Origin of the sequence: Mannheimia haemolytica (assembly GCF_004342115.1) — a bacterium.
GTDB lineage: Bacteria > Pseudomonadota > Gammaproteobacteria > Enterobacterales > Pasteurellaceae > Mannheimia > Mannheimia haemolytica.
In genome coordinates this window covers 1-25,724 of sequence record NZ_SMAC01000023.1, presented here as the reverse complement: position 1 = coordinate 25,724, position 25,724 = coordinate 1, and the positions used below count along the sequence as shown (strand labels likewise).

Here is a 25,724-nt window from a genome sequence, read left to right as displayed (position 1 = left end):
ATTAGTTTCCTTTTTTATGCCCCAAGCCCAAACGTAACTCTGATAATTTTACCTGGCCGAAAGGGGAAATATCTGCCTGTTTCACTCCATCTTTTATGACTAATACACGATTAGCATTCATTAAAGGGAGAATAGGCAATTGCTCTTCTAATAATTTTTGTGCAAATTCATACAATAAATTAGCTGATGCCGGATCATCACTTAGACGGGCTGTTTGTAACCAAAAATCAAAATCTTCATTGCACCAATTTGATAAATTAGTCACCGTTTCCGCAGCTTTACAACTGAGTAAGGCCTCCAAAAAACTGTTAGGATCAAGATTATTTGCTAACCAACCACCTAAAATCAAATCATAATCCGCACTTTTATTAGCAAGCTGTTGCACCAAATAAGCTCGACTTACTGCGCGAATTTCGACCTCTAAATTTTGCGTAGCTAAATCAGCACGTATCATTTCTGCCATTTTTAATGGGTGTTGATTATAAACTCGTTTTTCATCAATTACCCACAGTTTTAAGCGCTGTTTTTGGTTTACTTCTTCGGTCTCTGTTTTGCTATCTAAAGACCGATTTATAATACTGTCATGCATTTCAACCGCTTGCTCACCTGAATTTTGGTGTGGTTGATAAGGGTAGCTTCCATTATTTTTTTTCGACCACAAAGCTGTTGGTAATAGGTTATCCGCTACTTCACCTGTACCATAAAATAATTTCTCTGCAATACGTTTGCGATTTATGCCGCGTGCAATACGTTGGCGTAATGCCAAATCCTGCCCAATACCCCGTTGCATATTGAATGCTAAATAAACCAAATTAGCACCTTTACTACTAATAAGCTGCCGATTATTTAACACTGATAATTGGCTAGGTTCCGGAAAAGCAACCACATCACATTCATTATTTAAAAATTTTGCCATCCTGCCGGTCGCTTCTGTGGAAAAATCTACGACCATATTTTGAATATATGCTTTTTTGCCCCAGTAATTCATATTTGGTTTTAAACGCACATAATCATTATTTTCATAACTTTCAAGTTGATATACGCCTGTTCCTACCGGTAATAAATCCAGTTGAACTAAGTTATCATCTGCATTGAGCTGTAAAGCATATTCTTTAGACATAATAACTGCATATTGGCTGGCTAAATGCGCCAACAATGCTGAATCAGGACGGACTAATTCAATTTTTACAATGTCATTTGACGGAGAATGAATGCTGGCAATTTTATTCGCTAAATCAACACTTTCAAAATAAGGAAAATAAATCTGCCCCGCTGTTTTTTGGTAAATATAGCTTTGTCGCTGGTGGTGTAATACACTTTCAGGCTCACTTTTCACTTCAGGTAAATCACTTTCTTTACCAATCATTCGTTTTAGCGAAAACACCACATCTTCTGCGTTTAATTTACGACTCGGAGTAAACCATGGAGTTGTATGAAAAGCGACATTTTTTCTTAAACGTAATGTAATCACTAAACCATCGTCGCTGATTGAATAACTTTCAGCTAAAGCAGGCTCTAGTCGATTTTTTTTCGGATTAAACTCAACTAATTTATCGTAGATCTGCTCTGTTACCACATTCATATTCGAACTCACATCAGATTTTTGTGGGTTAAAAGAGAATCCCGATGAAGTAGTGCAATACACAAGGCTATTTTCAAGTAGCTCTTGAGGAATACTTGGCGCTGCGTAAGCGGTCGAATTTAGCCCTAAATTTGCAAAACATACTGAAAAAATGACCGCTAGTTTATTCATCTTTACTGTTTCCATTTTTTGTTAACCCATATTGACGCAATTTGTTTGCCACCGCAGTATGTGAAAGTCCGAGCCGTTGTGCTAATTTTCGGGTACTCGGATATTCTGCATAAAATTGGTGCAATAATTGGGCTTCATACTGGCTCATCATTTCCTCAAGTGTCGCCTCCTCACGTACTTCAATCATCGCCTCCATATCTCTGGGTAAATGAAGATCTTTTACCGCTAAACGGTAGCTATGCGAAAGTGTACAAGCTCGATAAAGTGCGTTATAAAGCTCTCTTAAGTTGCCTCGCCAGTGATAATTCTGCAATGCTTGCAAAAAAACATTATCATACTCTAATTTGCTCACCCCCAACTGATTGCTAATTTGGGCGATAAAGTAATCAGCTAATAATGGAATATCCTCTTTTCGATCTCGCAAAGGTGGTAAATTTAAAGTGAGAACATTTAAACGATGAAACAGATCTTCTCTTACTTTGCCTTTTTCAACTAATAATGACAAAGGCTGTAATGAAGTACAGATCACCCTAACATTGACTTGAATCTCTTGATCTTCGCCCACTCGACGAAAAGAGCCATCATTTAAAAAGCGCAATAATTTGGCTTGCATTTCCAGCGATAACTCAGAAATAGAGTCTAATAATACTGTACCACCGTGAGCATATTCAAAGAAACCGACGGACTCAACGCCATTGCCACGATGTCCGAACATTTCCGATTCTGCTTCTTCAGCCGGTAAACCGGCACAGTTCACGGCAATAAATTTTTGCATTCGACGAGATCCAAAATGGTGACAAGATTTGGCAAATAAATCTTTTCCTGTTCCCGTCTCACCTTGAATCAATAATGGTGCATCAAGGTTGGCAAATTTTTTTGCTTGTTCAACAACCTCTTTTATCTTTACAGATTGTCCAATTATCTGTTCAAAAGATTCTGGATTTACGACCATATAGTCTCCTATAAATAGCAAATTTGTGCATTGTTTAATACGCTTAAAGCCTGATATTAGCTACTAGAGTTAACAATGCGAGAGGGATTGTGAGGCGATCATACCGCTATTTTTCTCTTTTGGAAACTTTTGTTTACAACCCTATTCAGATTATTTAAGTTATTAGGTTTACAATACAGCATAGATCTTCTAAACTTATTGCACTTTTTATGCCTCAAGCGGTCATAAAAAACGAATTTTTTACTCGCTACCCCCATTGGTAAAGCCGATGTTTAAAGGTAAGCGTTTTGCAAACAAAGGAGCAAATGATGTATTTAGAACAAATTAAAGCTGAGCTTCAAGAAGCTGCAGATGTATTAGACAAATTTATGTCTGATGAAAAAAATATTAAATTAATTCAAGATGCCGCCATGCTGATTGCAAATAGTTTCAAGCAAGGTGGTAAGGTGATTTCTTGCGGTAATGGCGGTTCGCACTGTGATGCGATGCACTTTGCCGAAGAATTAACAGGTCGTTACCGTGAAAACCGTCCCGGATACCCGGCAATCGCTATTTCCGATGTCAGCCATTTAAGCTGTGTAAGTAATGACTTCGGTTATGAATATGTCTTCTCTCGTTATCTAGAGGCCGTTGGGCAAAAAGGCGATGTACTCTTTGGTCTATCAACCTCTGGTAACTCTAAAAATGTGTTAAATGCGATCAAAGTTGCCAAAGAAAAAGGCATGAAAGTGATTGCAATGACCGGCAAAGATGGCGGGCAAATGGCAGGATTAGCCGATGTGGAAATCCGAGTACCTCATTTCCGTTACGCAGACCGCATCCAAGAAATTCACATTAAAGTGATTCATATTTTGATGATGTTAATTGAATTTGAGATGGAAAAAGCCTAATCTCTATAACAAAAAGGCGTTTGCACCAAACGCCTTTTTCTCATACTTCATCAATAACAAACTCAAACCAATCAATCACATCTTTTTCGTGAATACCGTTAGCAATCAGCATTCCGGCATTTTTTACAGAATCAGGATCTTTAGAGATTAAAGGGTGCCAATCAAAAAGAGGCTTTCCTTCATAAAGTAAACGATAAGCACAGGTTTTTGGCAACCAGCCAAAATCAGGTAAGTTCTTTTTAGTTAATTTTGTACAATCCGACTCAATTTTAAAACGGTTCGAGTAATTCATACAACGGCCTGTATTCACATCTAATAAATTACAGGCAACCGAGGTATAGTAAAGCCGTTCACGCCGCCCTCTTCCCTGAATATATTTCCGGTAGCAGCACTTACCACAACCGTCACATAATGCTTCCCATTCAGCATCATTCATTTCAAGTAGCGATTTGTTCTGCCAGAAATTTGCTTCAAAGTGTTGTTCAAACTGCATAAATTAACGTATTACAACCGCAGTACCAATCGCTACCACGATGAACATTCCTTTATCGCCGCCCATTGATTGATACTCCATAGAAACGCCAACCACCGCATTTGCCCCCACTTTTTGTGCCTCCTTAGCTAATTCAGCTAATGCCTCTTTTCTTGCACCGTTTAATTTGCTTTCATAAGCACCTGAACGTCCGCCAATAATATCGGTGATACCGGCTAAGAAATCACGGATAAAATTAGCCCCAGAAACTACTTCGCCAAATACTAACCCTTTGTATTCTACAATTTGTTTACCCTCTATCGTAGGTGTAGTTGTAATAATCATTTATTCTCTCCTGCTAATTGCTGTTTTAATTGCTCTAGTGCGATTGCACGGTGTGAAATCGCTTTTTTCTCTTTGGTTTCTAATTCGGCAAAAGTGCAAGCTTTCGGTGGGTAGAAAAACAGGGAATCGTAGCCGAAACCATTTTCACCTCTTTCTTCCGTCAAAATTTCACCGAAACATTCACCCGACGCAATATAAGGTGTTGGGTCAGTTTCGTGTTTTAAAAACACGATACAACTGACAAATTTCGCCAGACGATTCTCTTGCCCTTGCATTTTGGCTAGTAATTTTTGGCGATTATCGGCATCGGTTGCCTGCTCTCCGGCATAACGTGCAGAATATAGCCCCGGTTCACCACCAAGTGCCATAACCGATAAACCTGAATCATCGGCAATCGCCGATAAACTTGTCATTTTAGCAGCAAATCGTGCTTTAATCAGCGCATTTTCAACAAAAGTCAAACCGGTTTCTTCCGGTGATTCAATCCCAAATTCACTTTGAGCCACCACCTCAAAACCAAATTGTGAGAGTACATCTGCCATTTCTTTAACTTTATCTGCATTACTTGTTGCAAGTACAATTTTTGTCTTTTCCATATTGTCCTTATTTGCAAAAATATTCTAAAAAATCACCGCTTGTTATTCGATACCTTTTTGGTAAGACATCATCAGCAACGTTCGCCATTTATCCTCACCTTTCTCATCTTTTCCCATATTAGCAATATTCGGAAATCTTCCCCATTGTTCAAAGCCGTGTTTTCTCATTAGATTTTGGCTCACTGTATTTAATTCAAACACATACGCCATCAACGTATGAATATTGTGATTAAGCATTTCAGCTTGCATAAACTCAATAATTTTTGAGCCATAGCCTTTTCCTTTGGAATAGCGGTCTAAATAGATACTGATTTCCGAAGTATGTAAAAATGCCGGTCTTTCATAAAATGGTGAAAAACTAAACCAGCCAGCAATGCCTTGTTCATCTTCGACCACCCAAATAGGATATTGGGCTGTTTCAAGGTGAAAATCGAACCACTTCCGCCGATTTTGCGTAGTTGCTAGTTCTAAATCGGCGGTAATTTGGTGAGTGGGAATTGCTTGATTATAAATTGCCAATATTGTCTCAAAATCCGCTTCTACTGCTTTTCGGAATTGCATTTGTTATCCTTTTATTCGTTGCCAATAATACGCAAAAAATTAATATTTTATTACCGCTTGCTAATCATACTCGGCAATAAAACCTGTACTTTTACTCCGCCACTTTCCACATTTTCAATCGAAAATTCGGCTTTGAGTTCAGCCGCCCGTTCTTGCATAATCGTCAGTCCATAATGCCCTTCTGGTTGCGTATGGGCAGCAAGCCCTACGCCATTATCTTGAATAGTCAAACAATGTTCACCATCATCATTTGTTTCAGCAATCACATTAATTTCAGTGGCTTGCGAATGCTTAATAGCATTAATCACAGCTTCTCGTACAATTTGCAATACGTGAACTTGCTGCTGAGCATTAAACATATGCGAAGGTAATTTGCAACTTAAGCGAATCTGTGCTGAGGTTTTCGGTCTTAAGCTTTCTAAAATTTTTTCTAACGCTTGTTGTAAATTCGCTTCTTGAATCGTTAGCCTAAACGTCGTCAACAGCTCCCTTAATTGGCTGTAAGCATCATTTAACGCTTTTTCAAATACAGTTAAAATTTCATTACGCTTTTCATCTGTTTTAGCAAGCTTAAGCAGGCTAACCTGAATTTTGAAAAACGTAAGAGACTGGGCTAAGGAATCGTGTAACTCACGAGCAATAATTGCACGCTCCTCCATGAGTACCAATTGTTGCTGTTGCTTTTGCATCTGCACTACATAAAGGCTACGACCAATCATTTCCGACACATTTTGGATCAATCGTCCATCAGGACAAACCAGTGAGGGTTTCCAGCTTAAGATACCCAATTTTTCATTTTCTATTGCAATTTCAGCAGAAACCCAATCTAAACTTGGTTTATTGTCTATTGATACATTCCAATATTCAGCCCCATATACTTGTAAATCAATCCCTAGCAAATGTTCATTATCAAATACCGTTTTAAGTACTTGATTTAACACTTCTTTATTAATCGGCTTAGCAGTTAATAATTGAGAGCATTGATATAATACCAGTAAAGAACGATTTACCGCCAATAAACGACGTGTTTTATCCTGAGCTTTATCTTCTAATGAAGTATATAATTTTAATAATTCATTAGACATCTCAGTAAAAGTAGAGGAAAGTAGCCCTAATTCATTGGGTTCATTAACCGCTAATTTTACGTGGTCAAAATCTTTATTTTGAATTTGCCAACTCGCTTTTACCAATTGCCTTAAAGGTCCAATAATCTTTTTTCGAGTATACCAAACGCCAATATAAGCAAGGGCAATAATCAGTAACATTGCAATCGCAATCACGCCTGTTGCAATCTTTAATTTTAACTCAGCGAACTCTTGTAAGCGGAAAACAAAATCATCAACTCTCTGCACATAATCTTCAATGTGCGAAGCATAATTAACTTTATCTCTCTGAGCGACATAAGATTGCATTTCATACCAATCTTTAAGTAATTGTTGATAGCTTTCTATCACGCTATCTGACAATAAAACACTTTGCTTTAATGAACTAAGCTCTGTAGCATGTAGCGTTCGATGATATTCCAACAATCGCTCAGGTAGCAGCGCTTTTTTTGAATCCATTTCTGATAACAATCGATAACTTTGCATACGAAGTGAGCCTGAAACATTAATCAGGCTCGCATCAGATTTATTGCTCCACATAATACCAAGTGAGATTCCACTGATAATCGAAGCAAATCCGATCATAATTAAAAAATAGAGTCCTATCCGCCTAGCAATAGAGTATTTTGCTTTTATCATAATTAAAGATTAAATTGAGCTTTCAATTCATTAGCAATACTATCTTCATTATTTGAACCTATAGTTTTCTTCGCTTTTTGCTGAATATCTGGTTCTGAATTTCCCATTGCAATGCCTAATCCAACGGTTTCTAGCATAGAAACATCATTGAAATTATCGCCAAAGGCAATCACCTTTTGTAAATCAATACCTTCTGTTTTTAATACTTCCGCTAATCTTGCCCCTTTGCTGTTACCAACACTGGTAATATCAACCCTATCAACCCAAGACCATTCCGGGCTTACTTGATCAGGCGGTAATTTTTCAACAAATTTTTGCATTTTGGCAAGATCTGGATCGCTAATAAGCACTTTCCATACGGTTACACCTTTATCAATTTCTTGTTGGAAATTTTCTACCTGATAAACATTCGGACGAACTTCTGGTGCGCAAGACTCAACCCATTTTTGGAATTTAGTGAAGTGAATATTCAAAGACTCATAAGTCATTGCATCTTCAAAATAAACCGCAGTATGAATCCCTTGAGCTTGTGCATCATTAACTAATTTTGAAGCAATTTCTGCTGATAACGGATTACCGCTTAATACTTTTTCATTTTTAAAATCATACACATAAGTGCCATTGCAACACACAACTGGCGTATCCAGCCCTAGTTCTACATAATAAGGGCGAACCGCAGTATGGTGCCTACCGGTAACAAAGTAGACTTTAATTCCCTTTTCTCTTACCTTTTTAATAGCCTCTTTACTGGATTCTAAAATTGTTGCGTTCGATGAAAGTAGTGTTCCGTCTAAATCAAATGCAATAGCTTGGTAGTTCATAGTATTCCCCTATAAATAAATAGATAAAAGAAAAGGCAACCATTTGGTTGCCTTAATATTCTACTCTAAGTTAGTCAAAACTAGAAATTATTTACTGCCATCATATGCTGGTGTTTGATAAAGTGGAGCCGGACCATTAGGACCTGCAACATTGCCACCTTCATTTTGTTTCATTACACCACCATTTGCAGAAATTTCAACACGACGGTTAGGGCGTAAACAATCTTTTAATTCTTGACCAGTTTCACCATCACAAGCTTTTACTTGATTCGCTTTACCATAACCTACCGCTTCAATTTGTGCTGTAACGCCTTGTTGTACTAAACGAGCTTTAACTGTATTAGAACGACGCTGTGATAAGTCTAAGTTATAAGCAGCAGAGCCTAAACGGTCTGTATAGCCTGCTACTTTAACTTGTTGTGCTTTAGATGCTTTTAATTGTTGAGCAACATTATCAACAACTTCTTTACCTTTTGTAGTTAAAGTCGCTTTATCGAAATCGAATAAGAAATCGCCAGTTAAAGTAAATGATGAGTTTCCATTACATCCATTTGGATACCAGAAGAAACTTTGTGCATTCATATTTTTATCGAATAAAATTTTAAATTGGCAAATTTTATGTACGCCATTTTCACGGTAATTGAATGCATAGTCCCATTCACGAACACCATATAAGCCTTCTTCAAAATGAAGACGACCAATTAGATTATATAATTGATCTTTGTTCATCCCTTTTTCAATTTGACGAACGTTTTCCCAGTTTGGCCATGAACCAAATTGTGAACCATCGTGGTTAAATTCAGATTCTGAGATTTTCGGGAATACCGGGTTTTCAGTTGTTCCTTCATCACTCACTTTACTTAAGTTACCACAAGCAGCCACTGCTAATGCCACTGTCGATAATAAAAATCCACGGAAAAGGGCTTTTTTTCCATTTTCATATTAAGTTTCCTTATAGTAATCTATATAAAAAAATAGCTTCACAACCTATTAAAGTCGCATTCGGACGGATTCTACAATACAAATATAATTAATTCTATTAAATTTACGTAAAATAACATTTCAAATATATTTAAGATACTCCACTTTTAATTGCAAAGATTTCTCTCCTCGAAATTCATTAATATCCAACCTATAAACTAATCTTGCCTTTTTGATCGATAAGTCAGGAAACGCCCTTACATCCACATTAAACCAAATTGCATCAAATAGTTGCCCTTTCTCTGATTGCAACATTAATTTTAAATGCTTACCTGCGAGTAATTTTTGTTGGAGAATGCTAAACTCCCCTTCAAAACTAGGTTCTGGAAAATGTTGTCCCCAAGGCCCACCTTGCCTAATCATCTCGGCATTGGCTAAAGTAAACTCTTGTGCATTTAACTCACCATCGGTATAAATGATGCCTTGTAATTGCTCAGGCTCGATAATTGCATTAATAGATTGGTCAAATATCTGTTTAAATAAATCTAATTTTGATTGATGGATAGTCAAACCAGCCGCCATTGCGTGTCCACCAAATTTTTCAATCAAGTCTGGATGTCGCATATCGATATGTTCCAGTAAATCTCGCATATGTACTCCGTTGATCGAGCGAGCAGAACCTTTTAGATATTCACTTTCCTCACTTTCTTGTGCAAAAGCAATGACAGGACGGTTAAATTGATCTTTAATGCGAGAAGCTAAGATCCCAATTACACCTTGGTGCCAATCTGCTTGATATAACACTATTCCGTGTGCCTGTTCAGACTGCGCAAGACTTGGCAAATTCGCACAAATCGACAGTGCTTCTGCTTTCATTTCTTGTTCAAACTCTTTTCGGGTTTGATTAAGAGAATCAAGATCAAGCGCAAGCCGGCGAGCTAATTCCATATTTTCACAAATTAGTAACTCAACCCCTAAAGACATATTTTCTAACCGACCAGCTGCATTCAAACGTGGTGCGATAGCAAAACCCAAATCTGCTGCTTGCAAAGTAGAAAGATCTCGCTTGCCCACCTCCGCTAAAGCTTTTATCCCTAAACGGCAATGCCCTGAACGGATTCGCTGTAACCCTTGATGCACCAATATCCGATTATTTTGATCTAACGGCACTACATCAGCCACTGTGCCTAAAGCGACTAAATCCAGTAATTCAGCAAAATTTGGCTCTGGTTTATTTTCAAATAAATGTTGTTCTCTCATACGAGAACGCAATGCCATCATTACATAGAAGATCACGCCTACCCCGGCTAAAGATTTAGACGGAAATTCACAAAAAGCTAAATTGGGGTTTACCAGTGCATCTGCATTGGGTAGGCTCTCTGGCGGTAAATGATGATCGGTAACCAAAACTTGAATCTGATGGCTTTTTAGCAGAGCAATGCCTTCAGTCGAAGAAATTCCATTATCTACCGTTAAGACTAAATCCGCCCCTTTTGCTAATACCATTTCAGCAACCGCTACACTCAATCCGTACCCCTGAGAAAAACGATCCGGAATTAAATAATCTACCTTATCGAAACCCAATTGGCGTAACGCAATAAGGGCAAGCGATGTACTGGTTGCACCATCTGCATCAAAATCACCCACAATAATGATCCGGCTTTTTTCACGAAAGGCTTGTAATAGCAAGTCAACGGCTTGCTCAATATTGGCAAGTTGCTGTGGTCTATGCAAATTCTTTAAATTATGCTCTAGTTCTTGCGTATTCTTTATGCCTCGACTTTGATAGATTCGATTTAATAACGGGTTTGTAGAGACTATTTCCGTTGTTAATAATGGGCGCCTTTTAATTATTTTTTCCACAATACTCTTCTTTAATGAAACAACAAGCGGTCTTCTTTTGCAAAAATTTTACAAAAAAAGACCGCTTGTATTCAAGTTAATGAATTACTCACTTAACATTTTCGCTAATTCTTTAGGCTCTACATAACCACCAATCAACTCACCTTCTGAAGTTACCATATTTGGGGTACCTGTCACACCAAATTTAATCCCTAATTGGTAATGTTTTTTCACAATATCCGGCGTTTTTATTTGGGTTGGTAATTTACCATCTTCAGCATCATTCAGTGCTTTTACTTTGTCTGCTGATGTCCAAATAGCTTCCATTTGTTTTGCTGTTTGGGTATTCATTCCACCACGCGGGAATGCCAAATAGCGAATGGTAATACCTAAATCATTATATTCTTTGATTTTAGTATGTAGTAAATGGCAATAATGGCAAGTAATATCCATAAACACCGTAATCACATGTTTCTCATTTTTCGCTGGATATACGATCATTTCATTAGTGTATGAATTCAATTCTGCCAACAATCCTTGATTAGTAATATCAATCGCTTTACCATTTTTTAGCTCAAATACTTTACCTTGAATTACATAACGACCGTCTTGGCTGATATATACAACACCTTCATTTGAAGTCGCCATTTTAAAGCCTGTTAATGGAGAATCTGAAATTTTAACATCTGTGGCTCCAATTTTTTCAAGCTGGCTTTTTAGTTTTGCATCTGAAGCAAACGTGATGGTTGATAAACACATTAATCCTAAAGTGATTAGATTTTTTTTCATTGAGAATCCTTACATTTTTAATCTACTTTCTACATTCTTCGCTTTATTTAAGAATGCTTGACGTTCTTTATTACCCATACCTGAATTTGAGCCAGGCAATTTTACCGTAATCGGGTTGACCGGTCGACCATTAATATGGAATTCATAGTGTAAATGAGGCCCGGTTGAACCGCCTGTATTACCCGATAATGCTATCCGCTCCCCTTTTTTAACACTCTGCCCTGGTTTTACCAACGTTTTGCTGAGGTGCATATAAACAGTCGTAATATGTCCGTGTTTTATCCGAATATAACGTCCTGCTCCACGGGCTTGATATGCCACATGCTCTACGACACCATCACTTGGTGCGATGATCGGAGTACCTATTGGCACGCCATAGTCAACCCCTTTATGCGGACTAATTCTCCCTGTAATAGGGTGTCTGCGTTTGGGGTTGAAAGAAGAAGTTACTCTTGCTGCAAATAATAATGGATGACGAGCAAATCCTCCACTTAATGTTTCACCATATCGACTATAATAGCGTCCATTATCTGCTTGAATAGCATAATAACTTTTTTTACTGCTAATTACATGGATTCCTTCCACATTTCCTAAATCCGTTACTTTGCCGTCAATATATTCCCGCTTAATCAGAATTGCAAACCTATCCCCTTTTTTTAATTTATTCGTCGCAATTTGTGACTGCAATCCAACCGCTAGCTGGTTAATTTGGCGGTCTGATAAGCCAACGGCTTTTAAGCTAACCGCAAAACTATTCTGAATAGTTCCTCTTACAACATCTAACTTCCATTCCCCTTTTTTCTCAAATCTTTGAAAAGAAAATTTACCATTTTCTTTTCGCTCATAAACCCGTTCCTCTTTTTCGGAAACCAGCCAGTTCATATATTCTAATTCACCGTCATTATCTAATACCCAATAAAATTGTTGACCCGGTTCTAATTGTGCTAATGCCGAATGTTGCTTAATTAAATTTTTCGCAACGGATGCAGTTAAGCCTGATTGCTCTAATACATCTTTAAGTTTATCGCCTCGAGCTACGGTATAACTGAATTGGTTTTGAATTCGTAGTGCTTGATCAGCCACATCAAGTAAATCTTCTAATGCCTTTTCAGCTTCTTCTGGGAGTTTTTCCCCAGGAACTTGATTTTCAACCGTTTCAATCCCTTCTTCTACTTCATCGTCTTGCCCAACTAATTCATCTTCATAAGAAGTCGCTGTTTGATCATCAACAATTTCGTCGTCATGTTCGATTACTAATGCCGACTGAGTCAGTAAATCAGTCACATAATTAATAAAACTGGAATGTTGCTCCTGATGGAGAGTATTATTTTCCGCCAAATTAGTGTTGATACTCTGATATTTTTCCTGTTTATCAATGGCAATAATATCTTCCTGTGAAGATGTATTATTGATTGAGGATTGATCTTTTAGTGCGAGAACAATACCAACAAATAGACTAAATACCGCTAATAAGAAAACCGCAATCTTAAAATGTTTTTTATGTCGCTTACGATCTCTCGCTAAAATTACATGTTGCAAAATATATCCCGCTATTTTTAAAATTTACTAAAATTTACATATTTTTCTGAGTAGACTATTTTACCAAGAAAAAATTCATTTAATCTATTGTCACAACACGAAAAATCAGCTAATTTTAACTCAATACCCCTAATTTTTTTATATCAATGAAAATCCATCATCTTAAACCGAATCTAAATACCACTACATTTGAACTATTCAAACAGAATTTATCCGCGACATCACTGGTTTCTCTTGAGAATATTGAAGTGTCTTTCAATGGACAAAAAGCATTACAAAATATTAATTTATCTATTTATCCTAACTCTATCACGACGATAGTCGGGCCAAATGGTGGAGGAAAATCTACCCTGCTTAAAATTTTGCTAAAATTACTTAGCCCAAATAAAGGAAAGGTTATTCATCAAAAAGGACTCAAAATTGGCTATGTACCACAAAAATTGCATTTAGAACCCTCGATGCCCATTACTGTTTATCGATTTCTTGCGCTAAAACCACATACTACCAAAGAAATGATTAACCAAGCACTAGATCTGTTTTCTATTACCCATCTCACTGAAAATAGTATGCAAAAATTATCGGGTGGTGAACTTCAACGTGTATTGCTGGCTCGGGCAATTTTAGATCGTCCGCAACTTTTAGTGTTAGATGAACCAATGCAAGGCGTTGATATTATAGGCCAAACCGAACTCTATCAATTACTTAATAAAACAAGGGATCTCCTTAACTGTGCTATTTTAATGGTCTCACACGACTTAAATATTGTGATGGCGAATACAGATGAAGTGCTTTGCATCAATAAACATATTTGTTGTGCCGGAAGCCCCGAAGTCATTACACACGATCCGAGCTTTATCCATTTTTTTGGCGACCAATTTGCACGTAATGTTGCATTTTATTCACATAAACATAACCATCACCATAATTTACATGGCGATATCTGCCTTGGTGAATGTAGTTGTGAGCACTGATAGGCGTCCTTTTTACCAAATGTTTAAAATTTGTAAAAATAATGCTAAAAATAACCGCTTGCAGCACAAGATTTATCTAAAAATCAGACTTACTTCACATTTTATTTGCTTAAATTGGAGTATAATAAGGGCGTGATTTCATACCACAAACAGGTCAGGTCTTTATGCAATATACACATTTTGATGATTGGCTTGCATCATCTGCATTAGGCGGTGCAAACCAATCTTATATAGAAGAAATTTATGAACAGTATCTAGAAAATCCAGCAAATGTTGATGAAAGCTGGAGAAACATCTTTGATTCATTTCCTAAAACTCCCCAATTTGAACAAGCTCACACCCCTATTCGTGACTATTTCCGTAAATTAGCCCGTGAACAGCAACCTCAATCCGTCACTATTATTGACCCAGAAGCAGGGGCGAAACAAGTTCGCTTACTGCAATGGATTAACGCTCACCGTTTCCGTGGCTATTTAGAGGCAAAACTAGACCCAATTAACTATTACCGTTGGAAAACCTCCAGCGTGCCTGAATTGGACTACAAATATCACGGCTTCACCGATGAAGATCTCAACGAAACTTTTACGGTCGGTCGCTATGTCTATGATAAAGACACAATGAAGCTCAGCGAACTGGATAAAGCCCTAAAAGAAACTTATTTAGGGCCTATTGGTTTAGAATTTATGCACGTTCAAGATATTGAACAACGCAACTGGCTTCAAGCCAAAATGGAAAGCGTGCTAAACAAACCGCTGTTCACCAAAGCAGAAAAACTGAATTTATTAAGCGAATTGACCGCTGCCGATGGTTTAGAGCGTTACTTAGGGGCAAAATTCCCGGGGGCAAAACGGTTCTCATTGGAAGGCAGTGATGCCTTTATTCCGATGATGAAAGAAATTATCCGCCACGCTTCCCGTCAAGGTATGACCGATGTGGTTTTAGGTATGGCACACCGTGGTCGTTTGAATATGTTAGTGAACGTATTTGGTAAACGCCCGGCAGAATTGTTTGATGAATTTGCCGGCAAACACGCTGATGAAAGCCGCACGGGCGATGTGAAATACCACCAAGGTTTCTCCTCAAACTTTGCCGTAGATGATAAAAACGTTCACCTTACCCTTGCTTTCAACCCATCGCATTTAGAGATTGTTAGCCCGGTGGTAATCGGCTCAGTGCGTGCAAGACAAGAACGTATGCGTGATACCGAACACGAAAAGGTGCTTGCGGTGACCGTTCACGGTGACTCTGCAGTGGCAGGGCAAGGTGTAGTGCAAGAAACCTTAAATATGGCAAATGCTCGTGGCTATAAAGTAGGAGGCACTATCCGTATTGTGATCAACAACCAAATCGGATTTACCACCTCTAACCCAAATGACACCCGCTCCACCGAATTTTGTACCGACATTGCCAAAATGATTCAGGCACCGATTATTCACGTTAATGGTGATGATCCGGAAGCTGTTGCCTTTGCAGCGAGAATGGCTGTGGAATATCGTACTAAATTTAAACGTGATATTTTTATTGATTTAATCTCTTACCGTCGTCACGGTCATAATGAAGCCGATGAGCCTTTAGCAACTCAGCCGATGATGTATAGCATCATCAAAAAACACCCGACACCTCGCAAAGTCTATGCGGATCGTTTAATTACCGAAGGTGTTTTAACCAACGAGCAAGAAATCGAGATGTTAAACCTGTATCGTGATGCCTTAGACAACGGCGAATGCGTTGTGCCGGAATGGCGTGAAATGGATATGGCAGCGGTCGATTGGCTACAATATCTCAATTACGACTGGACTGCCCTATACGAAAGTAAATTCCCTGAAGAACGATTCTTAACCATTGCCAAACGGGTGTGCGAATATCCGGCTTCGCTTAAAGCTCATTCTCGGGTTGAAAAGATCTACACTGATCGCAAAGAGATGTATGAAGGCAAGAAATTATTCGACTGGGGTATGGCTGAAACAATGGCATACGCTACTTTGTTAGACGAAGGCACACATGTTCGCCTTTCAGGAGAAGATGCCGGACGTGGCACTTTCTTCCATCGCCATGCGGTAATCCATAACCAAAATGATGGAACAGGCTATGTGCCACTTACTCAACTGCACGCCAATCAAGGGCGTTTCCAAGTATGGGATTCCGTACTCTCTGAAGAAGCGGTACTCGCCTTTGAATATGGCTTTGCCACTACCGACCCGAAAACACTGACCATTTGGGAAGCTCAATTTGGAGATTTCGCTAACGGAGCTCAAATTGTTATCGACCAATTTATCAGCTCAGGCGAACAAAAATGGGGCAGAATGTGCGGTTTAGTGATGTTATTACCACACGGCTATGAAGGTCAAGGGCCGGAACACTCCTCTGCCCGAGTGGAACGCTATTTACAGCTTTGTGCTCAGCAAAATATTCAAGTTTGCGTGCCATCAACACCGGCACAGGTTTACCATATGTTACGCCGTCAAGCGATCCGCAAAATGCGTCGCCCATTGGTTGCAATCACACCAAAATCATTGCTACGCCACCCACTTGCGGTGTCATCTCTTGATGAATTGATTAACGGTTCATTCCAAAATGTGATTGGCGAGCTCGATAATATCGATCCTAAACAAGTCAAACGTGTGGTGATGTGTTCGGGTAAAGTGTACTACGACTTAATTGAAAAACGCCGTGAAAATAACCAAACGGACGTTGCCATTATTCGTATCGAACAGCTCTACCCGTTCCCACTTGAAGAAATGCAACAAATTCTCGAGCCTTACGCTCACGTTAAAGACTTTGTCTGGTGTCAAGAAGAGCCACTAAACCAAGGTGCGTGGTATTGCAGCAAGCACAATTTTGAGGCTTCTCTGCCGGAAGATGCAAAATTAACTTACGCAGGCAGACCGGCTTCTGCTTCACCGGCGGTGGGTTATCCATCGTTACACGCAAAACAACAAAAACAACTTGTTGAAGATGCTTTAACGATCGCTGAATAATAAAATGGGCGTATATACGCCCTACAAGCGGTTCACTTTTAACCAAATTTTACAATTTACGCTGTCGGAGTTTTAAAACTCTCTCGAAAAAAGGAATAAGTTATGACCATTGAAATTTTAACCCCCGATTTACCCGAATCTGTTGCCGATGCGACCGTTGCCACTTGGCATAAAAAAGTGGGCGACAATGTAAAACGTGATGAAATTTTAGTCGAAATTGAAACAGACAAAGTCGTTTTAGAAGTACCGGCTTCAAGCGATGGTATTCTTGCAGAAATTACCCAAGAACAAGGTGCTACTGTTGTATCCAAGCAATCTCTGGGTAAATTAGTAGTAGCTAAAGCCGGTGATATTAGCTCTGCAACTATTGAGCAAAAAACAGAATCCACGCCATCAGACCGCAAACACGCAGCAATTGAAAACAGCCACGCGAACGCTGATGATCAAGGGCCTGCGATTCGCCGTTTATTAGCCGAACACGACTTACAAGCCGCTGATATTCAAGGCAGTGGTGTAGGCGGCAGAATCACCCGCGAAGATATTGAAAAAGAGATTGCCAAACGAGTGCAAATCAACCAAGTAAAAGGGTCTGCAACCAGCCAAAACACCGTTAGCACTGTAGCATTTAACAGCCGTAGCGAAAAACGTGTGCCGATGACACGACTCCGCAAACGTATTGCCGAACGCTTACTAGAGGCAAAAAACACCACTGCAATGCTCACTACTTTTAACGAGCTGGATATGCAACCAATTATGAATTTACGCAAAACCTATGGCGAAAAATTCGAAAAACAACACGGTGTGCGTTTAGGCTTTATGTCGTTCTACATTAAAGCCGTGGTTGAAGCATTAAAACGCTACCCTGAAATCAATGCCTCCATTGATGGCGATGATGTGGTTTATCATAACTATTTCGACATCAGCATTGCGGTTTCTACCCCACGAGGCTTAGTCACACCTGTGTTGCGTGATTGCGACAAAATGAGTATGGCAGATATTGAGAAGAAAATTAAAGAACTTGCCGAAAAAGGGCGTGACGGCAAATTAACCGTTGAAGACTTAACCGGCGGTAACTTTACCATCACCAACGGCGGGGTATTCGGTTCATTAATGTCCACCCCAATTATCAACCCGCCACAAAGTGCGATTTTGGGTATGCACGCTATTAAAGACCGCCCTGTCGCCATTGACGGACAAGTAGTGATCCGCCCGATGATGTACCTAGCCTTAAGCTATGACCACCGTTTAATTGACGGTAAAGAATCTGTCGGTTTCTTAGTGGCAGTTAAAGAGTTATTAGAAGACCCAACCCGTCTTCTTTTGGAAATTTAATCGAAAATATGACCGCTTGTACTTTTAGCTACAAGCGGTCTGTTTTTAATAAAATTTGACAAAATCCGATAAACGCTCTATTTGAGTTCCCTTCTGAGCCACCTGAGCGACTTTGAATTTGTAGGAAAAATTTAGTGTTTGAGCTTACAAGGCAAGCGAGTTATAAATTTTTCCGTCAAGCAAATTCAAACTAAGCGAAGAAAGTGGCGAAGCAGGGTGTGCTTTCTTTTGGTTACTTTTCTTTGCACAAGCAAAGAAAAGTAACATAAAAAAAACCAAACGAGGAAACTCTATGAATCTACACGAATATCAAGCAAAACAAATATTCAAACAATACGGGCTTCCCGTAAGCCAAGGGATTGCTTGCAAAACGGCAGAGGAAGCCGTTGAGGCAATTAAACAACTACAAGGTGAACAATGGGCGATAAAGTGCCAAGTTCACGCTGGTGGGCGTGGCAAAGCCGGCGGGGTGAAACTGGTTCGCAATGAAGCCGAAGTGCGTGAATTTGCCGATAAATGGCTCGGCAAACGCTTAGTTACCTTCCAAACCGATGCTAATGGGCAACCGGTTAATACCTTATATTTAGAAGAAACCTGCAATATCGACCGTGAATTGTACTTAGGTGCAGTGGTTGATCGCTCCGCTCAAAAAGTGATTTTTATGGCATCAAGTGCCGGTGGTATGAATATTGAAGAAGTAGCGGAGAAAACCCCTGAATTAATTCACAAAGCGGTAATTGACCCACTCACCGGTGGGCAGGGTTATCAAGGGCGTGAATTAGCATTTAAATTAGGCTTGAAAGGTGATGAAGTTAAACAATTTGCGGATATTTTCGTGAAACTGGCTAACCTATTTGTTGAAAAAGATTTAGCTTTATTAGAGGTAAATCCACTTGTCATCACTAAAGAAGGGCAACTACTCTGCTTAGATGCAAAAATGTCGATTGACAGCAATGCTCTCTACCGCCACCCAGAACTTAAAGAGTTGCAAGACCCATCGCAAGATGACGAACGTGAAGCTGAAGCGGAAAAATGGAATCTCAACTACGTTGCACTAGATGGCAATATCGGCTGTATGGTAAACGGTGCGGGGCTGGCAATGGGGACGATGGATATCGTCAAACTTTATGGTGGTAAACCGGCTAACTTCTTAGACGTTGGCGGTGGTGCAACCAAAGAGCGTGTAGCAGCAGCTTTTAAATTGATTTTATCTGATCCGAATGTGAAAGCCGTGTTAGTCAATATTTTTGGTGGTATCGTCCGCTGCGATTTGATTGCTGATGGCGTCATTGCTGCTGTAAACGAAGTCGTGAATGTGCCTGTTATTGTGCGTTTAGAAGGCACTAATGCCGCACAGGGGCGTGAGATTTTAGCCAATAGCGGGCTGAGTATTCTAGCGGCATCATCATTAAAACAAGCGGCTGAATTAGCGGTAAAATCTGCAAATTAGGAGGAAAAATGTCGATTTTAATTGATAAAAACACAAAAGTAATTTGCCAAGGTTTCACCGGCGGACAAGGTACTTTCCACAGCGAACAAGCCCTTGCTTATGGCACACAATTAGTCGGCGGAGTTTCGCCGAATAAAGGTGGCACAACCCATTTAGGCTTACCGGTTTTCAACACCGTACGCGAAGCGGTAGAAGCAACCGGTGCAACTGCAACCGTTATCTACGTTCCGGCTCCCGGCTGTAAAGATGCTATTTTAGAAGCCATTGATGCCGGCATCCAACTAATTGTCTGTATTACTGAAGGCATTCCAACCTTGGATATGCTACAAGTTAAACAACGTCTAAACCAAACCGGCGTGCGAATGATCGGTCCGAACTGCCCGGGTGTGATTACCCCTGATGAGTGCAAAATCGGCATTATGCCGGGCAATATCCACAAAAAAGGCAATATCGGTATTGTTTCTCGTTCGGGTACTTTAACCTATGAAGCAGTTAAACAAACAACTGACGAAGGCTTTGGTCAATCTACTTGTGTCGGTATCGGTGGCGATCCGATTCCGGGATCTAACTTTATTGACATTTTAAAACTGTTCCAAGACGATCCTGAAACTGAAGCCATTGTGATGATTGGTGAAATCGGCGGCTCTGCCGAAGAAGAAGCGGCAGCTTTCATCAAAGAAAATGTCACCAAGCCTGTAGTCAGCTATATTGCCGGTGTCACCGCACCAAAAGGCAAACGAATGGGACACGCCGGTGCGATTATCAGTGGCGGCAAAGGAACCGCCGATGAAAAATTCAAAATCCTTGAAGATGCCGGTGTGACAACCGTCAGAAGTTTAGCCGAAATCGGTTCAGCTCTTAGAAAAATTTTAGGCTAAACTAAAAGTTCAAGCGGTCATATTTACCCATTTTTTTGTAAATATGACCGCTTGTTTTTTTGCTATTAAATTACTCTTTCGATTTCCAAATTAATGGGTCAACACCTTTATGGATAAGGTCTTGATGTTCTTCAATTCTAAACACTGGCTCTTTGCCACTTTTCACTTGGCGAAGATAGTCTTTTAAAATAATCCAGACAATCGGAGCAAGAATTAAGATAGCCACCAAGTTAATTACCGCCATTGATGCCATCACTGTATCGGCAAATGCCCATACAATCCCTCCGTCTCTTACTGCACCGAAGTACACAAAGAATAAAACGATGGCACGGAATCCCCACACAAACCACGGACTGTTTTTAATGTAGCGGATATTAGTTTCTGCATAAGCATAGTTACCGATAATGGATGTGAAGCAAAACAGTAAAATCACAAATGCTAAAAAGTGTAAACCAAATTCACCTAAATGGAATTGTAACGCACTTTGAGTAAGTGAAATACCTCTTAAAGTTTCACCACCATAGTTATTTGACATAAGAATGATCACTGCAGTACAAGTACAGACTACAATTGTATCTACAAATACGCCCAACATTTGAATTAAGCCTTGACTTGCCGGGTGTTTCGCATCAGAAGTCGCTGCAGAATTTGGTGCAGATCCCATACCAGCTTCGTTTGAGAACAAGCCACGTTTAATCCCCATTAGCATAGTTTTGGATACCAATGCTCCAAACATTCCACCTGCAGCAGCAGAAAAATCAAAGGCGCTTTCAATAATTAAAGAGATTATACTTGGCACTTTTTCAATATTCATACCTAAAATAATTACTGCAATAATCAAGTAGAATAATGCCATCATTGGAACAACTTGAGCAGAAACTTTACCAATACGCTTGACCCCTCCAGAAATAATTAACCCTGTAATCACCACTAATGTCATGCCTACGTAGACTGGGTTCCAATCCCACGCATTTTTGGTTGCTTCCACAATAGAGTTAGATTGCACAGCATTAAAAGCAAAACCAAAGGTGAAGATAAGCGTCACTGCAAAAGCAATAGCAAGAGAAGGCAGTTTTAAACCACGAGTGATGTAATAGGCTGGCCCACCACGAAACATTCCGTTTGGATCTTTGGTTTTATACAACTGAGCCAGTGAAGACTCAGCAAAGGCGGAACTCATTCCCATTAAGGCGGTAATCCACATCCAGAATACCGCACCCGGCCCACCCAAAGCGATTGCAGTAGCTACCCCACCAATATTACCAACCCCAACACGGCTGGCTAATCCAGTAGTAAAGGCTTGGAACGGAGTTAATGATTTCCCTTCCGTAGAACGTCCTCCCCACATTTCACGTAAACTTTGCGGAAGAAGACGCAGCTGGACAAAACCTGTTGTAAGAGTGAAAAATAACCCTGCACCGAGCAATAGGATAATCGTTACATCCCAAAGTGGACCGTCGATTGTGTTCACAATCCAAGTCAGTACACTCTCAAAAAATAGAATAATTGAATCCATAAAGACCTCTTAATTGAAAATAAAACTTCCACATTGTAACCGATTTAATATTTTTAAAAAGTTTTTTTAATACTTTTAATAAAAATTTTTAATAACTTATTAATTTAGCGTTTGAAAAAAACGCCTGTACCAGCATCAATGAAACTACTGTGAAATAATACCATTCCAAATAGAATTAATGCGAGTCCAAGTGTAAATTTTAATATCCAAACGATATTTCGATTAATTTGAGCTGAAAAATACCATTGGCTAACCTTAACTGCCTTATTTCTCGCAATGATAACAAGATAAGCAAATAAGCTTAAAGTCAGCCCTGTTCCTACTGCCATAGCTAATGCTGAAATAACCCCCCAAGCATAGAGATTGAGCGTATAAGAAAGAAATAAAACAAGAATAGCGCCAGAGCAAGGCCTTGAGCCAATACTTAATACCAACATCAGCTGTGCTTTCCAATCTCTCACTTGTTGCATTTCATTTGAAGTCGGTAAATGTTTATGCCTACAGCTACAATTTTCGGTATGAATATGCCCTTTCTGCGTGACAAGCGGTAATTTTCCAGCTTTTTTTTGCGAAATACGAATGGATTTAATGATAGGCTTTCGCGCTCTGTTCACCGTTCGATACACCTGGTAACACCAGTAAATGCCGAACAAGATCATCAAACCAAAGCTCCCCCGCTCAACCCATTTTAGGGCTAAATTAAAATATTGGCGAGAGAGAGTAAAAATCACCACAATCACCGTCACCAATGAAATTGCCACTAAGCCCTGCACCAATGCTGAGGCAAAAGTGATTTTCATCGCCTGATTTAATTTTGTTTTTTCAAAAGAAAGATAACTGCTCAGAATAAATTTTCCGTGACCAGGCCCAACTGCGTGAAATACTCCATATAAAAAACTAATAAATACTAAGGTAATACCGGCTTTACTTTGATTTTCAGCTAATTCATTGAGCGAAGCGGAAAGCTGTAAATTAAAGTTTTTTTGCCATTCCATCACTTTAAACAATATCATTGGATAAAGCTGATAAAGAGCAAATAGGCTCAAAAATCCTATCACTATCATTCCCCAATATGTTGCTTTTAATCGCATATAATCTCCACTTTTTGAGCAAATTGGACACCAAGAGAGTAATCTCCATTTTCAGGCATATCCGGTGATTGGTTTTTATCCAAACCGGAAGCATATAAGCGTAACTTACTATCTACTTGAGGTTGCACCAATGTTGCTTTACAACTTGCATTACTGATATTGACATCAGCAGGGCGATTATATTCCATCGCAATATAATAACTCGGTTCATAAGTATAGAATCTCACTTTACTCTGCTTTAATTCGTGAGGTTTAGCTAAATGAAAAGTAATATAAAAAATCACTCTGTTATTCTTGATTTCAAAGCGAGTCGCTGTGGGCTTTGTCGTAAATTTTATCGGCTGATTTTGACTATCATATAAGGTGCTAAAATAATGATTTTGCAATGCGGTTTGCACCATTTCTGCAGTGATATTCTGCTGAGTTTTTTCTTTATCTTGGCTATTTTTCACTTCATAAATTAACTCAGAAGAAGCAATTTCATCTAGCATCCATTCCATTTGGAAAGATTTCAACATTGAGCCTTCCACAATAACATTCGTTTTCAAATCAACAAATGAATGTGGGTGAGAAAAAACTGGCATTGAATATAATGCAATTAACGTGATAATCGTCTTAATAAATTTCATATTTACTTTCACTATAAAATAAAAAAGCGAACAAGTTCCCCCTGTTCGCATTTCAAGAATTTAGTGAGTTGGTCGATAAGCCGAGTTCTGTCGTGGACAATCATTCCTCTAGACGTACATTTACACATACGCTCAAGCAACCTACCCGAACTCTCAGCGGGCCACCGATTGAGTTCCTATTTGGTCTTGCTACGAGTGGAGTTTACCCTGCTGTGGAATGTTACCACCCACACGGTGCGCTCTTACCGCACCCTTTCACCCTTACCGACAAAGCCGGCGGTCTGCTCTCTGTTGCACTGGTCGTAGGCTCACGCCCCCCGGACGTTATCCGGCACTCTGCCCTGTGTAGCTCGGACTTTCCTCTCGTTTACTTGTCCCCCAGTTTACGTTTTCACGAATTTAGAGGCTTCAATAAACCAGCGATTGCCTAACCAACTCAGCACTAGAGTATAATGCTTTCGCAAAAAATTGCAAGGAAATAACCGCTTGTAGTTATTATGGCAAAATAAAAAAGGATTAAGTTCATTTAAAAACTTAATCCTCTTCGCTTTAATTCACTCGTAAAAATTACGCACGTTTGAAGTCTAAGTGAACCAATTAAAAAGCACCTAAAATTTTCCAATAAAATCAATGTGTTATTTAATCAGTTTATTTTATTTTTCCGAAACCACCTATATTTTTCCGAAACTCAAATTTTAACCAGCCTATTTTTTAGACCTCCAAATTACCCTCCAAAATATTTGGGTGCCCAAATGGTTGCCGCAGAAACCTAGCTGAATTGGTTAGAGTTAAGCAAACCAACTTATCATTGATTTTAAGTAAGATGACCGAAACAAATAAATAAAATTTACGCCCTTTAAATCATCATTAAAGGGCGTTTAAATTTTAGAATTTATAAACCATATTATCCTCATACTGACCGCTATAACTTGTAGGTATTAACAACTATTCGCTCTGCTCCCTCAAATGCTTACTTGCTGTTTAGTTTGGGTTGCTGAAGCCAAAAAAGCAACAGCTAATGCCACTAAAGTTTTCTTCATTTTTTATCTCTTTTTGAAAATTGCTGCCAACTGATTAGGGCTAAATCTCCATCCCTCATCGCTTTGCTTAATTAAGTTAAAGCACCACTCCGAACAAAAGTACTTATCCCGCTTTTGTTTAATCCCCAATACAATCCCAAACACGCCTCGCCAGTCATAAGGCTTGCCTTTTGTGCCGGCGAAATAGGCTTTAATTTGTTGCTCGTGTACGTTTGGCAGCTCAATTAAATCCCATTTGCCATCGTCAAGGTTAATCACAGTTTGTCTTACTCCACCGTCACGAGGACTGGAGCTGTAGCACTCATACCACACTTCTCTGTGATAGTGGTCTTTAGTCTCACTCTTTTGTACTGCTATTTCGCAATGCGAATATTTGCCTTTAGTGGCTTTGCGAATTAACCAATCTGTGAAATAGTCATATAGGCTACCACCCGAGCCTTTGTAAAGTGCTAAATAGACTTTATACATTAGCTTGCTCCTCTAAATAATCAGCATAAGTTTTCGTCCACCCCGCCGAATAATCATATTCAAGCGGATTTTCAGCTTGCTCTAAAGCCGCCTTGTGCTGGCGAGCAATGGTATGATTGTGGTTTTCGGCTTGCAGAATTGCAGCAAT

The 25,724-nt window shown here is 39.3% G+C and carries 22 protein-coding genes and 1 other RNA gene; 6 read left to right on the top strand and 17 right to left on the bottom strand.

Annotated elements, in window-relative coordinates:
* Position 1 precedes the first annotated feature (1 nt).
* Both EDC41_RS09205 and EDC41_RS09200 read right to left on the bottom strand, forming a co-directional pair.
* The gene (locus tag EDC41_RS09205; RefSeq protein WP_006252843.1) at positions 2-1,753 is read right to left on the bottom strand and encodes an ABC transporter substrate-binding protein; all 1,752 of its coding nucleotides are present in this window, start codon (positions 1,751-1,753) and stop codon (positions 2-4) included.
* Positions 1,746-2,705, bottom strand: a complete 960-nt coding sequence (locus EDC41_RS09200; protein WP_006248209.1) for a sigma 54-interacting transcriptional regulator — start codon at positions 2,703-2,705, stop codon at positions 1,746-1,748. The genes EDC41_RS09205 and EDC41_RS09200 overlap by 8 nt, the downstream gene beginning before the upstream one ends.
* 308 nt (positions 2,706-3,013) lie before the next feature.
* On the opposite strand from EDC41_RS09200, the gene lpcA reads away from it, so the two are divergent.
* Positions 3,014-3,595 carry a D-sedoheptulose 7-phosphate isomerase gene (gene lpcA / locus EDC41_RS09195; protein ID WP_006249151.1) on the top strand — a complete coding sequence of 194 codons (582 nt, stop codon included), beginning with the start codon at positions 3,014-3,016 and terminating at the stop codon, positions 3,593-3,595.
* Between the two features lie 40 nt (positions 3,596-3,635).
* Here lpcA and EDC41_RS09190 read toward each other — a convergent pair whose 3' ends face one another.
* The 10 genes from EDC41_RS09190 to mepM all read right to left on the bottom strand — a co-directional run bounded on the left by EDC41_RS09190 (position 3,636) and on the right by mepM (position 13,223).
* Positions 3,636-4,088: a YcgN family cysteine cluster protein gene (locus EDC41_RS09190; protein WP_006249152.1), complete on the bottom strand. Its 453-nt coding sequence runs from the start codon at positions 4,086-4,088 to the stop codon at positions 3,636-3,638.
* A gap of 3 nt (positions 4,089-4,091) precedes the next feature.
* Positions 4,092-4,412, bottom strand: a complete 321-nt coding sequence (locus tag EDC41_RS09185) for a YbjQ family protein (RefSeq protein WP_006250761.1) — start codon at positions 4,410-4,412, stop codon at positions 4,092-4,094.
* The gene (rdgB, locus tag EDC41_RS09180; RefSeq protein WP_006250760.1) at positions 4,409-5,008 is read right to left on the bottom strand and encodes an RdgB/HAM1 family non-canonical purine NTP pyrophosphatase; all 600 of its coding nucleotides are present in this window, start codon (positions 5,006-5,008) and stop codon (positions 4,409-4,411) included. Before rdgB ends, EDC41_RS09185 begins: the two co-directional genes overlap by 4 nt.
* 42 nt (positions 5,009-5,050) lie before the next feature.
* Positions 5,051-5,569 carry a GNAT family N-acetyltransferase gene (locus EDC41_RS09175; RefSeq protein WP_006250759.1) on the bottom strand — a complete coding sequence of 173 codons (519 nt, stop codon included), beginning with the start codon at positions 5,567-5,569 and terminating at the stop codon, positions 5,051-5,053.
* Between the two features lie 50 nt (positions 5,570-5,619).
* Positions 5,620-7,311, bottom strand: coding sequence for a nitrate/nitrite two-component system sensor histidine kinase NarQ (gene narQ / locus EDC41_RS09170; RefSeq protein WP_006250758.1), 1,692 nt, complete (start codon positions 7,309-7,311; stop codon positions 5,620-5,622).
* A 2-nt stretch (positions 7,312-7,313) separates the two neighbouring features.
* Positions 7,314-8,132, bottom strand: coding sequence for a pyridoxal phosphatase (locus tag EDC41_RS09165; protein WP_006249157.1), 819 nt, complete (start codon positions 8,130-8,132; stop codon positions 7,314-7,316).
* An 87-nt stretch (positions 8,133-8,219) separates the two neighbouring features.
* Positions 8,220-9,026, bottom strand: a complete 807-nt coding sequence (locus EDC41_RS09160; RefSeq protein ID WP_006250757.1) for an OmpA family protein — start codon at positions 9,024-9,026, stop codon at positions 8,220-8,222.
* Between the two features lie 168 nt (positions 9,027-9,194).
* Complete coding sequence (gene recJ, locus EDC41_RS09155; RefSeq protein WP_006250756.1) at positions 9,195-10,916, bottom strand: single-stranded-DNA-specific exonuclease RecJ; 1,722 nt, start codon at positions 10,914-10,916, stop codon at positions 9,195-9,197.
* A gap of 84 nt (positions 10,917-11,000) precedes the next feature.
* Positions 11,001-11,684 carry a bifunctional protein-disulfide isomerase/oxidoreductase DsbC gene (gene dsbC / locus EDC41_RS09150; protein WP_006249160.1) on the bottom strand — a complete coding sequence of 228 codons (684 nt, stop codon included), beginning with the start codon at positions 11,682-11,684 and terminating at the stop codon, positions 11,001-11,003.
* A 9-nt stretch (positions 11,685-11,693) separates the two neighbouring features.
* Positions 11,694-13,223, bottom strand: a complete 1,530-nt coding sequence (gene mepM, locus EDC41_RS09145; RefSeq protein ID WP_006250755.1) for a murein DD-endopeptidase MepM — start codon at positions 13,221-13,223, stop codon at positions 11,694-11,696.
* A 146-nt stretch (positions 13,224-13,369) separates the two neighbouring features.
* Here mepM and znuC point away from each other — a divergent pair, with 146 nt between their 5' ends.
* The 5 genes from znuC (at position 13,370) to sucD (ending at position 20,832) form a co-directional block, all read left to right on the top strand.
* Positions 13,370-14,194 carry a zinc ABC transporter ATP-binding protein ZnuC gene (gene znuC / locus EDC41_RS09140; protein ID WP_006249162.1) on the top strand — a complete coding sequence of 275 codons (825 nt, stop codon included), beginning with the start codon at positions 13,370-13,372 and terminating at the stop codon, positions 14,192-14,194.
* A gap of 164 nt (positions 14,195-14,358) precedes the next feature.
* Positions 14,359-17,172, top strand: coding sequence for a 2-oxoglutarate dehydrogenase E1 component (gene sucA, locus EDC41_RS09135; RefSeq protein ID WP_006250754.1), 2,814 nt, complete (start codon positions 14,359-14,361; stop codon positions 17,170-17,172).
* A 102-nt stretch (positions 17,173-17,274) separates the two neighbouring features.
* Complete coding sequence (gene odhB / locus EDC41_RS09130; RefSeq protein WP_006249164.1) at positions 17,275-18,504, top strand: 2-oxoglutarate dehydrogenase complex dihydrolipoyllysine-residue succinyltransferase; 1,230 nt, start codon at positions 17,275-17,277, stop codon at positions 18,502-18,504.
* A 292-nt stretch (positions 18,505-18,796) separates the two neighbouring features.
* Positions 18,797-19,954: an ADP-forming succinate--CoA ligase subunit beta gene (sucC, locus tag EDC41_RS09125; protein WP_006250752.1), complete on the top strand. Its 1,158-nt coding sequence runs from the start codon at positions 18,797-18,799 to the stop codon at positions 19,952-19,954.
* 8 nt (positions 19,955-19,962) lie between these two features.
* Positions 19,963-20,832, top strand: a complete 870-nt coding sequence (sucD, locus tag EDC41_RS09120) for a succinate--CoA ligase subunit alpha (protein WP_006249166.1) — start codon at positions 19,963-19,965, stop codon at positions 20,830-20,832.
* 70 nt (positions 20,833-20,902) lie between these two features.
* Here sucD and EDC41_RS09115 read toward each other — a convergent pair whose 3' ends face one another.
* The 5 genes from EDC41_RS09115 to EDC41_RS09095 all read right to left on the bottom strand — a co-directional run bounded on the left by EDC41_RS09115 (position 20,903) and on the right by EDC41_RS09095 (position 25,576).
* Positions 20,903-22,348 (bottom strand): alanine/glycine:cation symporter family protein, encoded by a 1,446-nt coding sequence (locus EDC41_RS09115; protein ID WP_006250751.1) that lies wholly within the window; start codon positions 22,346-22,348, stop codon positions 20,903-20,905.
* Positions 22,349-22,452: 104 nt separating this feature from the next.
* On the bottom strand, positions 22,453-23,439 hold the full coding sequence (locus EDC41_RS09110) for a nickel/cobalt transporter (RefSeq protein WP_006252847.1): 987 nt from the start codon (positions 23,437-23,439) through the stop codon (positions 22,453-22,455).
* Positions 23,430-24,068 carry a DUF1007 family protein gene (locus tag EDC41_RS09105; protein ID WP_020824099.1) on the bottom strand — a complete coding sequence of 213 codons (639 nt, stop codon included), beginning with the start codon at positions 24,066-24,068 and terminating at the stop codon, positions 23,430-23,432. Before EDC41_RS09105 ends, EDC41_RS09110 begins: the two co-directional genes overlap by 10 nt.
* Before the next feature lie 60 nt (positions 24,069-24,128).
* Positions 24,129-24,507: RNase P RNA component class A (rnpB, locus tag EDC41_RS09100), an RNA gene on the bottom strand.
* 604 nt (positions 24,508-25,111) lie between these two features.
* Complete coding sequence (locus EDC41_RS09095; RefSeq protein ID WP_115262411.1) at positions 25,112-25,576, bottom strand: enoyl-CoA hydratase; 465 nt, start codon at positions 25,574-25,576, stop codon at positions 25,112-25,114.
* Positions 25,577-25,724: the final 148 nt, after the last annotated feature.